At 53.6% G+C, this 14,228-nt stretch carries 13 protein-coding genes; 3 read left to right on the top strand and 10 right to left on the bottom strand.

Features of this window, described 5'->3' with window-relative positions:
- Nucleotides 1-76 precede the first annotated feature (76 nt).
- Nucleotides 77-1,099: an N-acetylglucosamine kinase gene (locus tag PRIO_RS32295; protein WP_020425978.1), complete on the top strand. Its 1,023-nt coding sequence runs from the start codon at nt 77-79 to the stop codon at nt 1,097-1,099.
- Between the two features lie 108 nt (nt 1,100-1,207).
- Here the strand turns inward: PRIO_RS32295 and PRIO_RS32300 are convergent, their stop codons facing one another.
- From PRIO_RS32300 to PRIO_RS32310, 3 genes are all read right to left on the bottom strand, one after another.
- The gene (locus PRIO_RS32300; protein WP_085981497.1) at nt 1,208-2,191 is read right to left on the bottom strand and encodes an NAD-dependent epimerase/dehydratase family protein; all 984 of its coding nucleotides are present in this window, start codon (nt 2,189-2,191) and stop codon (nt 1,208-1,210) included.
- A gap of 275 nt (nt 2,192-2,466) precedes the next feature.
- The gene (locus PRIO_RS32305; RefSeq protein ID WP_020425980.1) at nt 2,467-3,015 is read right to left on the bottom strand and encodes a TetR/AcrR family transcriptional regulator; all 549 of its coding nucleotides are present in this window, start codon (nt 3,013-3,015) and stop codon (nt 2,467-2,469) included.
- 610 nt (nt 3,016-3,625) lie between these two features.
- A complete protein-coding gene (locus PRIO_RS32310) occupies nt 3,626-4,366 on the bottom strand; it encodes a Bax inhibitor-1/YccA family protein (protein WP_020426166.1) in 741 nt (246 codons plus the stop codon).
- Between the two features lie 123 nt (nt 4,367-4,489).
- On the opposite strand from PRIO_RS32310, the gene PRIO_RS32315 reads away from it, so the two are divergent.
- Nucleotides 4,490-4,813 carry a putative quinol monooxygenase gene (locus tag PRIO_RS32315; protein WP_020426167.1) on the top strand — a complete coding sequence of 108 codons (324 nt, stop codon included), beginning with the start codon at nt 4,490-4,492 and terminating at the stop codon, nt 4,811-4,813.
- A gap of 87 nt (nt 4,814-4,900) precedes the next feature.
- On the opposite strand, the gene PRIO_RS32320 is transcribed toward PRIO_RS32315, so the two are convergent.
- The 7 genes from PRIO_RS32320 to PRIO_RS32350 all read right to left on the bottom strand — a co-directional run bounded on the left by PRIO_RS32320 (nt 4,901) and on the right by PRIO_RS32350 (nt 12,853).
- Nucleotides 4,901-5,737, bottom strand: a complete 837-nt coding sequence (locus PRIO_RS32320; protein WP_020426168.1) for an EcsC family protein — start codon at nt 5,735-5,737, stop codon at nt 4,901-4,903.
- An 849-nt stretch (nt 5,738-6,586) separates the two neighbouring features.
- Nucleotides 6,587-7,090 carry a hypothetical protein gene (locus tag PRIO_RS37140; RefSeq protein ID WP_231869786.1) on the bottom strand — a complete coding sequence of 168 codons (504 nt, stop codon included), beginning with the start codon at nt 7,088-7,090 and terminating at the stop codon, nt 6,587-6,589.
- A gap of 43 nt (nt 7,091-7,133) precedes the next feature.
- The gene (locus tag PRIO_RS32330) at nt 7,134-8,555 is read right to left on the bottom strand and encodes a hypothetical protein (RefSeq protein ID WP_020425987.1); all 1,422 of its coding nucleotides are present in this window, start codon (nt 8,553-8,555) and stop codon (nt 7,134-7,136) included.
- An 81-nt stretch (nt 8,556-8,636) separates the two neighbouring features.
- Entirely contained in the window at nt 8,637-9,344 is a 708-nt protein-coding gene (locus tag PRIO_RS32335; RefSeq protein ID WP_020425986.1) for a DUF6033 family protein, read from the bottom strand.
- Between the two features lie 263 nt (nt 9,345-9,607).
- Nucleotides 9,608-9,829: a hypothetical protein gene (locus PRIO_RS32340; protein WP_020425985.1), complete on the bottom strand. Its 222-nt coding sequence runs from the start codon at nt 9,827-9,829 to the stop codon at nt 9,608-9,610.
- A gap of 105 nt (nt 9,830-9,934) precedes the next feature.
- Entirely contained in the window at nt 9,935-11,926 is a 1,992-nt protein-coding gene (locus tag PRIO_RS32345) for an FAD-binding protein (RefSeq protein WP_020425984.1), read from the bottom strand.
- A gap of 105 nt (nt 11,927-12,031) precedes the next feature.
- Nucleotides 12,032-12,853: a MerR family transcriptional regulator gene (locus PRIO_RS32350; RefSeq protein WP_020425983.1), complete on the bottom strand. Its 822-nt coding sequence runs from the start codon at nt 12,851-12,853 to the stop codon at nt 12,032-12,034.
- Between the two features lie 157 nt (nt 12,854-13,010).
- On the opposite strand from PRIO_RS32350, the gene PRIO_RS32355 reads away from it, so the two are divergent.
- Complete coding sequence (locus PRIO_RS32355; RefSeq protein ID WP_020425982.1) at nt 13,011-14,117, top strand: UvrB/UvrC motif-containing protein; 1,107 nt, start codon at nt 13,011-13,013, stop codon at nt 14,115-14,117.
- Nucleotides 14,118-14,228 lie beyond the last annotated feature (111 nt).

A 14,228-nucleotide genomic window follows, 5' to 3' on the forward strand; every position in this document is an offset into this window, starting at 1 on the left:
CGTTTCAGGTCAGGCTCTTTCATCCTCCGACGCTTTCCCCCTATAATAGACGTGAATATAGCCAAGGAGGGCTTCTATGCTTGAGAACCAGGAAGTGGTTATCGGAGTAGATGGCGGCGGTACCCATACTCGTGTAATGGTCAGCAGCCTGGATGGGTGTGTTCTCTCTTATGTCGAGAGCGGCGCAGCTTGGGTACAAAAAGATTTGCAGGCCACACACAACGTGAAACAGGCGATACAGGAAGCTTTGCAAGTAGCGGGCAGAACACTGGGCGATGTTAGAGGACTTGCTGCCGGCATTGCCGGCTACGATTCACAGGAAGATCTGGAATGGGTACAAGCGCTAACGGCTGTGGAGGGACTGGACTGCCCCAAATGGCATTACAATGATGCGGTCGCTGCGCATTACGGCGCTCTTCTGACAAAGCCCGGCATTGTTGCTCTTTCCGGCACGGGCTCCATCATTATGGCCATGAAGGAAGACGGGCAATACCTCAGGAACTATGATTTCCACCATTATACGGGCAGCGGAGCCCGCTTTCTGGCCTATGATGCCGCATATGAAATGTTGGCGGGGCATACGGATGAGACAGATCGGGAAATGATCAAGGATATGCTCTGTCACTGGGGAGCAGGCACAATTCAGGAGCTGTGGCAGCTCGCCCGGACAGGATTTATTGAAGACCGCCGGAACCGGGACCGCAAATTCGAACAGTTCGCACCTTTTATCACCGAAGCAGCCTCCAAAGGAAGTTCCCTGGCGGGACGGGTGTCAGACCGGGCAATCTATCAGCTTAAAGTGGGCATCGAATTGTTGGCGCCTTTTGTGGCGGGGGAGACTGTTCTTGTCTCATTCATTGGAAGCGTCATTAACAGCAGCTATTTCAAAGAAAAACTCTCGGCTCTCTTAATGCAGGGCAGCAGCCAAACATACACGATCGTGGAGCCCCGCTTCACTCCTGTCACCGGATCTGTGCTCTATGCAATCAGCAGGGTAACCGGACATGGCATATGCGAAGAGTGGGTCCACAATCTGGATAGAGGCTCCCAAACCCATCCCGGGTATAAAGCTGCGGAAACCCAGCAGTCCCAGCTCTAAGCCTCTCTAGGCCTGAACGTCAATTTCGCACGCCTTGCTGTAGAACTCGTCATAAGTGTATCTGATAGCAGACATGCGGGGCCGCGCCAGAGAGCTCTGGGAATGAGCTCACAAAGCCTTGGCCTGCCGGCTCTGGATAGCACGGATCGTCTCCCTGATGCCATCCTCAAATGAAGTCGCCGGGATGGGGCCGGCCAAACGCTCATACTTCCGGCCGCTTAAGCGCAGCGGTTCCTTCGTTAGATAGAGCATTTCCACAATCTCTTTCATGACCGGTACAAACAGGCCCAGCAGCGATAAACCGAAGGCTCCCACCGGGATGACCGGCTTGGATCTCCCGCTTGCTGCCCGGGCAAGGCGGACGATCTCCTTGCCCGAGATCGTGCCTGCTCCGGGAATGTTCCAGTTCTGCCCGTAGGCCTCTTCCCGGAGGGCAAGCTCGACGATCATCACCGCCGCATCGGGCAGATAGACATATTCACGGGGCACCGTCATATTCCCGATGAACATTCCCGGTTTGCCTGCAGCAATCGCCTCAAGGGTTGAACCCAGGTAAGAGGCTTCGTTGGCGGCAGCGCCATAATAATCGGGCAACCGGACAATCATCCGCTCCGTCCGGCTCCAACGCGGGCTGAAGAACATCCGCTCGAACTCCAGCTTGACTTTGCCTTTTTTCGTATGCGGATTCTTGGGGAAGTCCTCGCTGATTGGCTGTTCATCCTTTCTTCGTCCATAGGGATAAATTCCGTCTATCGCAATCACACGGGTACCGAGTCTGTTCGCCGCCTCCATCACAGCCTCGCCCATTGGCAGCAGCTTGCTGCTCATTTCGTGGTACGGCACCGACGCACAGTGGAAAATAACATCTGCCCCTTGCGCAGCTTGGTAAACATCCTCCGGCTTGAATACATCCCCTGTCTTCAGGCTAAGTCCAGCCGGATTGCCCAGTTTCGCAGCAAGCTGCTCCAGCTTAGGCAAAGCTCTTCCGAATGCCACCGTGCTGATGCCTCTTTTCAACAGTTCGGCAATAATAACCGTGCCGGTTCCTCCGGTTGCTCCTAATACGACAGCCTTCTTTACATGATTGTGCATCATTAGTATTCCTCCTTGGGTTTGATTTATTAGTGATTAATCAATAACTAAAATTCAAAAAAATAATAAACCTCCGCTGTGCCTACATGAACATTTCATATACGCTTGTTATTCAGGCGCTGCTATTTATACGCTTGCTATTCATGTGCTTGCCATTCATGCGCTTGCTATTCATGTGCTTGTTATTCGCTGTGATTGATCAATCACTACCTGAAGGTTATGAAGCAGCTAAGGGGGACCCTTAGAGTGAGCGGCTGGTTATTTAACGATCCGGCTCACTTCAGATGCTTCGGCTTCAGCTCCGGCATCTCCAGCGCCATTGCAATATGGCAGAGCATGCCGTTGGCCATGAATGTACTGACCTCCACCTCGGGGTGAGCGACCCCGGCAGCGGTAAATTTATTTTCCATCAACTGTGTCACCTTGTTCATTCCGGTCTGCATGGACCTGCGGATCGCTTCATCGCGAATACCCAAGGCCTGCACCTGCAGAATAATTTCACTTGGATGAGTCTCCATCATTTGCTCATACACCCGGATCGATTCCTCCAGAAGTGTATCTCCGGATGCCTCAACAGCTGAGAATGTGCGGATCGTCCGTTCAAACGCCCGGTCCAGCGCCGCCACAAACAATTCCTCCTTGTTCTTGAACAGCTTGAAAATGTACGGCTGGGAGATCCCTACCTTCTCTGCCACCTGTGCGGTTGTCGCCTTGAAATAGCCGTGCTCGGCAAATACAACTACTGCGGCCTCCAAAATCTGTTCCCGGCGGTTCACTGAGGCAGCTTCTTCCTTCGTCCGTACGTCTCCCGATCGCTTTGTCATGTCGGCCTCCTGTTGTAATCCGGTGTTCGGTCTTATAAAAACGTCTGGTTATTGGTCAATCACTACCACACTTTGAAGTATACACGGACTGTTTCCGAAATACAAGGCTTGCTTAAAAATTATAAGCAGAAACGGCTGTTTGATCCGCAGCCGTTACGGACAGGAGAGCCGTTATGGATAGAAGATTCGGCTATTCCGCAGGACGGACTGAGATGCCTTTATTTCTCCCTTTCCCCTTTATTTCAGGCTCCATCGAACGTTATAACGGCTCCTGAGTCCGTAACTGTAGATAAAGTAAGATTTTTGGCAAAATAAGGGCTCCTCTGTCCGTTCAGTCCGCGGATGGAGCCCTATCCTCCTGCATCGCTTACACCCTGTGAGGCTTCCAAGATATCCACATTTTTTCACACTGGATTACAGTTAAATAAGGGGAAGGCATTTTCCCCAAAACATATAAATTCTGGCGTAATATTTCAAGCAGAAACGGCTGCGCCGTCCTTTAAAAGGACGGTATCGTTTCCGCGGGAAACAGCCGCGCCGTCCTTGCTTGAGGACGCCGTAGCTGTTTTTGGGAAATCCGGCCAGATTGCCGCTCTCCGGCTTATGATCTTTAATTTCGGCTCCGCAGCTTGGACAGCAGTCTGAGGATCTCCACATAGAGCCACACCAGCGTGACCATGAGACCAAAGGCCCCGTACCATTCCATGTACTTCGGAGCTCCCTGCTGCGCCCCGTGCTCAATAAAATCAAAATCAAGCACCAGATTAAGCGCGGCAACGATGACAATAATGACCGAAATGCCGATTCCGATCAGACTGTTACTATGCAAATAGGGCACGGTTACACCGAACAATCCCAACACAAAGCTCAGTAGATATACAATGGCGATTCCGGCTGTGGCGGCAAATACGCCGAGCTTGAATTTTTCCGTCGCTCTAATTATTCTTGTCTTGTAGGCAAGCAATAAAGCGACAAAGATGCTCAGGGTCAATAACGCAGCCTGCAAAGTGATGCCATAATACAAACCTTCGTATGACGCTGAGATTGCCCCGAGAAACAGCCCTTCCGCCAGCGCATAGACCGGTACCAGATAAGGGGCAGCCGTCGGCTTGAAGCTGATAATCAATGCTAACACGAATCCGGCCAGCGCCCCGCCGATCGCGTAAGCAGATACATCCTGTCCGTTAAAATACATCGACCAGGCGCTGAAGGCACCTGCCAGCAGAATGGTCAGGGTAATAAAGGTTTTGTTGACCGTTCCGTTAATGCTCATACGCTCCTGTCCGGAGTACCGTTCTTCGCGTTCAAACGTTTTTTCATTTAACGTGGGATTCCCGCTGCGTCCGATCAAAAGATCATCTCATTTCATCTTATTTTGTGTCTATAATAGCATATTACAGCATGAAAACATTGCGGTGAGCCGCAAATGCTGTTATAACCAGCCTAACTAAAAAAATCTGAGGAGGGGTCTAATTTGCGCAAATTCGGAATGTATGCCAAGTTCACGTCTAAACCGGGAGACCGCGAGGCGCTGGCGGCGATTCTGCTCGAAGCTGCGGCTGCAGCTGAGACGGTGAAAGAATGCGAGCTGTACATCGTCAATCTTTCGGAGAGTGAGCCGGATGTCCTCTGGGTCACTGAGGTATGGAGCAATGCAGAAGCACACTCGGCTTCACTAAAAGACGAGGCGACCCGGGCCACCATCCAGCGGGCCATGCCGCTGATTGCAGGTGTCGAGCCCATTCCGCTTGTTCCGTTGGGAGGCAAGGGGCTGGCATTCGGAACTATGGATGCTTAGGGTTCCTGCACAAAAAGGCAATAAACACAGCCTCTAGCTGGATTATTGCCTTTTTTGCCATCAATCATCCTTATAGTTCTGCCTGTCTTATTCCATTTCCGCCAATCTGGCGATAATTCGTCTTTTGCGGTAGAGCATCCGGGCAGCCTCAGCGACATCCTCCAGCGCCTTGCGGTTGGTATAGGCACCGAAGAACATCCCTGCTACCGGGATGGCCTGCAGCATCTTTTTCCAGCCCCAATTGTCGCGGTACACCGTAATGACTTCCTTCCAGCCCTGGATCTTGGAGACAGCCTCATTCGTTCCCGGCGCAATATCCCCGTTCCCTCCGGCCTGCAGGTTGAGCTCCTTCAGAATAGTCCGCTTGCCGACAATATCCGAAGAAGCAAACTGCATCACCTTGACGGTAAAGATCCGCTCCGCCTTATCCGCAGGATTATAGCCATAGCAAAGGCCAATCTCCTGAATGACCTTCAGAGACAAGCCCAGTACCGCGGGGATGTCCGCCGCCAGCGTGAACACTCCGCCGAACCCCGTTGTCGCTCCCTGCGCGGTGGCAACATTCCTGCTGCTCTGTGTCAGCTGCTCTGCAGCCTTATCCATAACGGCCAGGGGAAAAGGGCCCTCTCCGCTTCCTCCAGCCGCGCGGCTTGCGGCCTGCATGAGCGACCCAACCTTGCGTCCGGCCACCAGGTAGTTGCCTCCATTCTGGATATAGCTCCCCAGCTCGTCCAGCAGCTTGCCCAGCTTCTCATGAATAAATTTGGGTGTAAGCTTATCGAGCACCTTGAATGGCAGACGGGTGAGATGGTCCCAGATCATCAGCTTGTTCTGTTCTTTTTCCCACTTCGTTGTTTCAGCAAGCGCAGCATTCAGCTCCTCTGCAGTCTCCAGATGGGGATAGGCCCCAGCAGTTTCCGTCATATCTAAGCCCCCTTAAAGATACTTGTTTGTTTAAATAGTACGTTTATGCAGGCCATCGGTTCTGTTAATTTTATAACCCGTTTGGGGGAGCTTGAATGATTGAAGAAGTCTCTTGACCTTCTTGCTTAGACAACGGCAACAAACTTAAGTGGAAAAAGTGAACTTATTTCCCCTGCATCGCGCCTCCCGGCAAGCCCTAGTGGGAAAAAGGATAACTAATCCGGCCGTTTCCCACTCTAACAGCTGAATTCACTTAAAATAAGTTTACTTTTTCCCACTATCCCTGCTTCAAGAGGATTTATCGTCCATTTTAAGTGTACTTATTCCACTTCCCTTCTCTGGAGCTTGCTGCCTTCGCCTTTCCAGGTTCCGTGTTCCTCCTGCAACTGTCCTCCGGGAACAAAACCACCCTCCAGTTTCTTTAACAACAGCATTTCTGCCGTTGTTTCGGTACTAACCACCCTCTAGCTCTTCAACAACAGCATTTCTGCCGTTGTTTCCCCGCTAACCAGCCCTCGGCTCCTCAACAACAGCATTTCTGCCGTTGTTTCCGTGCTAACCAACCCTCGGCTCTTCAACAACAGCATTTCTGCCGTTGTTTCGGTCCATTCGTCCTTTAGCGATTTGAACTAAAAGACACTCATCCCCATTTTTATACAGTATTTTATCGAAAATTGGAAAGTAATCGTGATTTCCTGAAAATAAAAAAGCACTTCCGGATAAAGCCGGAAATGCCAGAGCGTTCAGAGTATTTAGCTTGGAGGAAGCCCCGAATCGGCGGAGCCCAGCTCCAGGCTCTTCTCTGAATTTTCATCACCTGTTGGTGCCGCGAAAGAGCGGCAAGGATGTCTATTGCTTGTTCTCGCCGTTCGCCGCTTCTGCGAGGGCCAGCCGCTGTTTCTCCTCGGCCAGTCTGTCTTCGGTGAGATCCACCCCATGGCGGCCGACCGAGCCCTCCGGAGCATGGCTGACTGCCTCCTCCGCGTGTTGCAGACTGTTCTCCGCCTGGGAAATAGTCTGATCGTTCGGATGGCTAAGCGCCTGAGATACGGAGTTGTGCAGCCGTGTCACCGCGTCCTGGGCCTGATCAACGGTACTGTTGGTCCGCAGACTGGATTCATAATGCTTCATCTTGTCAACCGCTCCCTTCAGGGTTACTGTCCAATCCTCTTTAGGATGGATAGAGGGAGCATATCTTATGCAGAGCCGGGCTAGGGGAAGGTAGAGCGGGTCAATCAGGCAGGGCAGGGCCAGGCCGGGCGGCCCATTCAACGGCATTCGGCCGTTGCTGCGAGCCCCTCCGGCCGGGGCAGGCCGGGCGGCCCATTCAACGGCATTTGGCCGTTGCTGCAAGCCCCTCTGGCCGGGCCAGGCCGGGCGGCGGCCTCTACGCCGCCTACACCAGGAACATGGCGACGATCGTAGTCGCCACAAGCCCCAGCAGGACCGGCTTCAGGTTGCGCCGGGCCAGCTCAAACGGGCTAACGCCGCAGATGGCAGCCGCAGGAATGAGCGCCCACGGAATCAGGGTGCCGCCGCCGACCCAGATGGCGGCCACCTGTCCCAGGGCGGTCAATGTCGCCGCGCCGGAGTGAATGGCGGCGGCGAACAGCTGGGCAATCGAGCCGGCCAGGGAGATGCCGGAAAAGCCGGAGCCGTCGAGGCCGGTGATCGCGCCGATCGCCGTCATCGTCACGGCTCCCACGGCCCCGTTAAGCGGCACGTGATCCGCCAGGGCCACGCCCAGGTCGTTCACGATGCCGTGCGAGCCGGCCGGCAGCACCTTGCCGAAGAGCCCGGTAAACGCCGAGTCGCCGAGGTAGAAGAAAGCAGCGATGGGGATCACCGGTCCAAAGACCTTGAAGCCGAAGACAAAACCCTCAATTAGGTAGGAGGTGACCTTTTCCAGCCCCTGATTGCGGTGGGCAAGCAGTGTGACCGAGATCAGAATGAGCACGGCGGTGCCGCCAATCAGCGCCGTCGCGTCTCCGCCTTGCAGATTCAGCGCGAACATCGCCGCCACATCAAGCAGAAAAAGCAGAGGTATGGCAACGGCGAGCCCTTGGCGGAGACGGGCAGGCAACAGAACAGGCGTTTCTTCTCCCCCTGCGGCGTCCGGTCCCCTCAGCCTGCCTGTGCTGCCTTGGACGGAAACCAGCCCGTCTCTCCAGGTGCCGTTCTGCCGGTCGCGGCGCATCATCCAGAATGCAGCGATTGTAGTCACAAGCCCCATTACAATCACCAGCGGGATGCTCGCTTCCATCACGCTGGCCACCGGAAGACCCGCAGCATCTGACGTGATCTTCGGAGCCCCTTGAATAATATAATCTCCCGATAAGGCGATTCCATGGCCGAACAGGTTCATCGCCACCGCTGCCCCAAGTGCAGGCAGCCCTACCCGGAGAGCTACCGGCAGCAGAACCGCACCCACCAGTGCAACAGCAGGCGAAGGCCAGAAGAAAAAGGAGGTGACCATCATAATCAGTCCAATGCCCCAGTACGCCATGCACGGTGTGCGTATGAACCGGGTAAGCGGGGCAACCATCGTTTCGTTAATACCGGTAATCATCAGAATCCGGCTCATGGCCACAATAATCGATATGATCATGATCGTTCCCAGCAGTTCCTTGGTCGCATAGACAAAAGAGTTAAAAATCCCTGATACCGAGCCGCTGAGCGACTCAGCAGCAAGCAACCCCAAGGCAAAAATCCCGGCCACACAGATCATCGTCGTATCGCGCCGCCGGATCATAAGCACCATAATGAACACAATAAAGGTCAGGTAAACCCAATGTATCGCAGTAAGCTGAATGCCCATTATTGAACACGCCCTCTCTTCACCCTGCAGGTTGGTCCTATAGGGTATGCGGGAGAATAGGCGGTTGTTCATCCATGCATTTTACAGCAATTTGTTAGACCTTCTGGCCCGCACCAGTTGAAGCTGGTGGAGCCAGTCATGGGCAGCTACTCCGTCTACCGGGTTGGCAGCAGGCTCTTGTCCTTGCAGAGAGGCTTCTGCAGCCGAAAGCAGATTTTTAGATAAAATCGGGAGGGCCGCCTCCCAGGCATGCCGTCTCTCGGCAGCCGTCCTGCTTTCCTCTGCTTGTTCATTCCGGTTCTCCATATCCAAATGCTTGCCTGTCTCTGCTTCCCTCGGAGAGGCTGCAGCAGACCATAGGGCAACTGAACCGTCCTTATGTACAATCAGGCTGTGGTTTAAGCCCTTCCCGCCCTTCAGCGGCTGCAATGGATTCTGGCTTGTCTGTTCTTGAGTAACGTATGGATCAAGGGTTCCATACACTTTATTGCGCATGACTGGGTCCTTAGCCATCTGCTGCAGAATGTTGGGCGCAATGATTATTTCCCGTTCGTCGCCGCTCATCCCGGAATGCTCCAATTCTTTTCCGCCCTTGGACACGGCCTGAATCCGCACTCTAACTCCATATTTCCGCTTTAGCCGCTCCGCCTGATCCATTGTCGCCGCGTTGACCGCCGCCAGGGTTTCGTTAAAACTGAGCGCAGAGGCCGGGGTGGACGAATGGTTCTCTGGCTGCTGCGGCGGCCGGGTCAAAGAAACTCCGCTGATCCCTGTAATAGGAATATACACACAGCATTCCTCCTCTCTTCACTAAAGTGCAAGTTATCCTTAATATCGGCCGGGACAGAACGATTACTTAAGCTTCGGAGATGCATGCCCGGCATGGAGCAGGACCATAGGTTTTGCGGACTGAGATTACGCTATACCGCCTGCCCCTTCCCATTCATCAATAAAAAAAGCCAAAACCCCCGGCAGCCTCCTATAAAAGCGAGTATTGCCGGAGATTTGGCTTGAACATTGCGTTTGGAATGGGATATGGTGCAAAAATACTCTTATCGGGTATAATCCTCGTACTCATCGCGCTGATTCAATTTACGGTGCATATACTCATCGTTCTTCAGCTTGTACAGTTGGCCCATTCCGGCAAAAATGAAGAACAACACCAGAATTAAGGAGTACGCATACATAAAATGGTCAAAATAGAAGCACAAGACGATCGCCACAATGGTCAGCACCAGCAGGGCCACCGCAATTCTGGCCAACACTTTTTTCATCACAGATCCTCCTGAGAAATTTAGGATCACCATACCATTTCTATCAGAAGAATGTTGTCGAATGCTGTCAATTCCTATAGGGCTCTCCATAAAAAAGGTTAAAGCTTATTTTGCCAAAGCCCCTGCTGCTGCGTCTTCCCCGCCCAGACGGCCGGAGGTGAAGGAATAACCCAGGCCTACGCCGTTGCCGACATAGGTATCATTGAACAATACGCCTTCGGATTCGAGGCCAACCGCATACAGCCCCTTGACCGGCACACGTTTGTCATTCAGCACCTGGAACTGGGTATTGACCAGCAATCCCCCGACCGAACCCAGATTGTTGACTTCGGCGATGATCGCGTAATATGGACCGCTCTGTCCCATAGGAATAAGGTATTCCTTTGCTTTGCCGAACTCGGTATCTACCCCGGTCTTCGTTGCTTCCTGGTATTGGTTGAAATCATGTGCAAACACCTCTGCATCCAGACCGGCATTCTGGGCCAGCTCTGCAATGGTGCTGCCTTTGTAGCCATCGCCGTTGGCAACCATGGATTCAAATACCTTGTCCGCATCCTTCCACGGCGTATCCAGCTTGAACTGATCGGCAAAAGTGGCGTAGAATTCCGGCGGCATTCCCGGCAGGGAAGGTGCTTTTACACCGTTCATTCCTTTCGCCTTCAGAGCATCGATCTGCGCCTGCGAAATAATGACCAGATGATAAGCTCCGTTAAAAGCACTGGTATTGGCAGCTGCTACGGAGGTGAGCGTCGCCGCCTCGTCTCTGAATCTCGCTCCTGAAGGACCGACATTCATCAGGGTAGGCAGGTAGGACAGCATCAGCGGATAGCTGGCTTCGAACGGCGTGTATTCAGCCTTCAGCTTCTCCGTGGCTCTGGCCAGGGTCTGATGCAGCATCTGCCCGCCGAAGTTATCAGGAACCTTGGCTCCGGCATCCCAGGCCATTTTCAGGCCTTCGCCGATATTCTGGCCGAGTCCCCCGTTGACACCTTCAAAACCGAAGGCCTCTTTGACCATTTCCTTGTTGCCGGCATAGCCGCCGGTTGCCATAATAATGCTTTTTCCGGTAATTTCAAGCGTCGTGCCGTCTGCTTTCTCGGCAACTACACCGGTCACCTCACCGTTTGCTCCTGTCATCAGCTTTTTGGCAGTCGTTTCGGTGATTACTTGTCCGCCGCCCTTTTCCACCGAAGCTGCCAGCATCGCCCGCAGTGTGGGCTGGCGGGTTTCGTAGGCCGGAAGCATATGCAGCTGTTCCCCGGCAAAGTTGATGAAGGTGGTTTTGTAGCCTTTTTTGTTCAGCCAGTCATAGGTTTCCCCCGACTTCGTTACATACTGGCGGATCGCCGCCGCATCGACTCTCCAGTGGTTATTCACAATCCAGTCGGAGATTTCCTTTTCCACACTCACTTTAAGCCCGCTGCTGACCGCAGCCGAGGAATTGTAGAACTTGCCCGCCCAGGACAGGTTGCTTGCTCCGCCAATGGTGGCGGTTTTCTCAATAATAATAACCTTGGCCCCTTTGTCAGCCGCTGATACGGCTGCTGAAACACCGGATGCCCCTGCGCCTACAACGACAACATCTGCCGACAGCTGCTCGGTTTTGCCTTCACCGGCTTTGGCTACCTTCCGGGACTTGAATGCTTCTACGTTGCCGCCCGCCTGCTTCAGTGCATCCTCAACAGCAGTCAGAATGGCCGCGCTGGATTCGGAAGCCCCGCTGACCGCATCAATCGCAAGCGTCTGGCCTGAGATGATCTCATCCTTGATCTTGTTGATCGCTTCAACGCCGATTCCGGCCGTCTCTTTCTGGTTGAGCACCTTGATGTCGGTGATTGTGGATTGGGCATCCAGGGTAACCTCCACCTGAATTTTTCCGTCTTTTCCATCGGCCTCCGCCTTATAGGTTCCTGCTTTAAAAGAAGCCGGCACCCCGTTGTCATCCCCCGCCTGCTGAGTCGCCTCGGGCGACGCCGACGGCTGCTCGGAAGCTGCCGGTTCAGCAGTATTATTGCCGCTGCAGCCGCTGATCAGCGACAGCATCATGATGAGGCACACGGATAACGTGAATATTTTGCTCTGTGCTTGCTTGCGCATTGGTTCTCCCCCTGTATGGTTGGTATGCAGCCCTTTTCTCTCTGGAAGGACCGCCGGATTACGCACAGAGTGTAAACCTTGGTGCGGCACCAAGGTCAATGAATGTTATGTGAAATTATTCTCAAGGGGGATGTCGATCTCCAGATAGGTTTGATTTCCCCTGCTCATTCGTTCGGTGAACAGAATCTTGCCGCGGATATCGCCGGTGATGGCGAGGCCTTCTGCCCCGGCAAAATCCAGCATGAATTGAAAGGACTCCCGGCCAAGCTCCTTCTCATACGCGCTGGCAATGACTGCGGATATGCAGGTGGACGGCCCGATATACTCCATACTCTCATTCACGCCGACCTCCAGCTTCCGCTGATCCGTCTCCAGCAGGGCCAGCCCCCAGCTGTATTCCAGCTCTTCCGTTCCCAGAACGCTCTCGGGGTTTTCGATTCTGAAGGAATAGAACGTGAAGGGAAGCAGCTCCATCCAAGCCTGAACCGTCCGTTTCAGACACTCCTTCTGCAGCAGCTGATTTTTGTCGGTCTGCTGAATACGGTACATGCCTGGCACTTCCCTGATCCGGCAGGCATAAAGGGCTTCCCCGATCCGTCCAAGCTCCGCGTGGATCTCATTGATTTTGTCCAGCAGCATGACACTGCGCTTAATCTCCTCTTCCAGCTGCTGCCGTGCGCCGGCAATAGACTGGATGACCTGCTCCGCAGGGGCATCGTTGATCAGCCCGGCTACATCCTGCAGCGGAATCTGCATACTCCGGTACCACCGGCTCGACAATAAATTCCTCGCATCCAAATCACTGAAATAACGGTAGTTATTGTGTTGATCCTTCATCGGGCGCACAATATCATGCTTCTCATAGAGCCGCAAGGTATCCGCCGTCACACCCAGGATCGAGGCAAATTCTCCGATAGAATATTTCATAAAAGCCCCCCAGCTTTGCAGCTCTATCTTATCCTGTATTTTATGATAGAGGGTTTCCGCAGGGGGGTTTGTGGATTATGTCACATGAAGAGGACGAATCTATCGTTGATCGTTTATACTAAAAAATACAAGAACCTACGATTGGGAAGTGAACCTCATGAATTTGGCGGAGAAGGTGGCGGCCCTTCCTTTATCTCCCGGGGTCTACCTGATGAAGGACAGTCTGGGCCATATTATCTATGTCGGCAAAGCCAAACAGCTGAAGAAACGGGTCCAGTCCTACTTTTATAACGCCAAGGGCCATTCCCCTAAAGTAAAGCAGCTGGTCAGAAACATCCGGGACTTCGATTACAAGCTGACCGATACGGAGTTTGAAGCCTTCATGCTGGAGTGCCAGCTGATCAAAGAAATCAAGCCGATGTATAATAAAAAAATGAAAAACCCGCTCGCCTACAGCTATATCGTGATTCGCACGGATACTGCCTACCGGCAGCTGGCGGTGACCTATGACCCGGCCGAGTATGGGGACAGCCTGTATTTCGGCCCTTATACCAGCAGAAGCACGGTTGAGCGGGCGGTGCAGGGAATTAAAGAAAGCCAGAGAATCCTTTGCAGCACACCCCATGCCAGGAACGCGCTTTGTCTTAATCACTCGCTGGGTCTATGCCTCGGTATGTGCGGGGGCGGGGAGGCTCTGGAGCGGTACGAAGGGATTATAGACAGTGTGGCCGGGCTGCTGAACGGGAATGATCCCCGTATTCTGGAGGAGCTTCAGCAGCGGATGGATCTGGCAGCAGAGAATTTCGAGTTCGAAACCGCCGCCAAATACCGCGATTATTGCACAGCCGTCCGCTCCCTGCTGCAGAAGGAGAAGGTGATCGGCTTCACCGAGCAGAACAAAAACATCGTGGTGCTGGAGCCAATGCAGGAGCAGGTGCTCAAGCTGATCCTGATCCGGGGCAGCGAGATTCTGGACCGCGCCAGGCTGGACGCCGGGCAGATGAACGCAGAGCAGCTGTGCGGGATCATACAAGCCGCCGTCCAGGACAGCTTCAGCAAGCCTCCGCACGGAGAGCCGGGTGAAATCAGCCGCCATAAGCTGGATGAAGCCCAGATCATATACAGCTATCTGACAGGCAGCTCCGGAAGCTATGCTGTGATTCCTCAGGAATGGCTGGAGGCCGGGGACGGCGCGGCAGTTGCTGAAGCGGTCCGGGAGCTGCTGGGAGGCTATTTCGAAGCCGCGCCAGCTAAGTTTCAGTAAAAAAATCCCAGAACCAAAACGGCTGTGCCGTCCTCCACGGGACAGCACAGCCGTCTTGGTTCTAACGTTACCTGGAGAACGATTGCCCGTCAATCCTACGGCAACTCTTTA

The organism is Paenibacillus riograndensis SBR5, assembly GCF_000981585.1.
In the GTDB taxonomy this organism is placed as follows: Bacteria; Bacillota; Bacilli; order Paenibacillales; family Paenibacillaceae; genus Paenibacillus_AQ; species Paenibacillus_AQ riograndensis.

Bases quoted from the DNA above. Each gene is read 5' to 3' on its own strand.
- PRIO_RS32295 (WP_020425978.1), top strand. From the start codon at position 77: ATGCTTGAGAACCAGGAAGTGGTTATCGGAGTAGATGGCGGCGGTACC.
- PRIO_RS32300 (WP_085981497.1), bottom strand. From the start codon at position 2,191: ATGCACAATCATGTAAAGAAGGCTGTCGTATTAGGAGCAACCGGAGGA.
- PRIO_RS32305 (WP_020425980.1), bottom strand. From the start codon at position 3,015: ATGACAAAGCGATCGGGAGACGTACGGACGAAGGAAGAAGCTGCCTCA.
- PRIO_RS32320 (WP_020426168.1), bottom strand. From the start codon at position 5,737: ATGACGGAAACTGCTGGGGCCTATCCCCATCTGGAGACTGCAGAGGAG.
- PRIO_RS32330 (WP_020425987.1), bottom strand. From the start codon at position 8,555: ATGGGCATTCAGCTTACTGCGATACATTGGGTTTACCTGACCTTTATT.
- PRIO_RS32340 (WP_020425985.1), bottom strand. From the start codon at position 9,829: ATGAAAAAAGTGTTGGCCAGAATTGCGGTGGCCCTGCTGGTGCTGACC.
- PRIO_RS32345 (WP_020425984.1), bottom strand. From the start codon at position 11,926: ATGCGCAAGCAAGCACAGAGCAAAATATTCACGTTATCCGTGTGCCTC.
- PRIO_RS32350 (WP_020425983.1), bottom strand. From the start codon at position 12,853: ATGAAATATTCTATCGGAGAATTTGCCTCGATCCTGGGTGTGACGGCG.
- PRIO_RS32355 (WP_020425982.1), top strand. From the start codon at position 13,011: ATGAATTTGGCGGAGAAGGTGGCGGCCCTTCCTTTATCTCCCGGGGTC.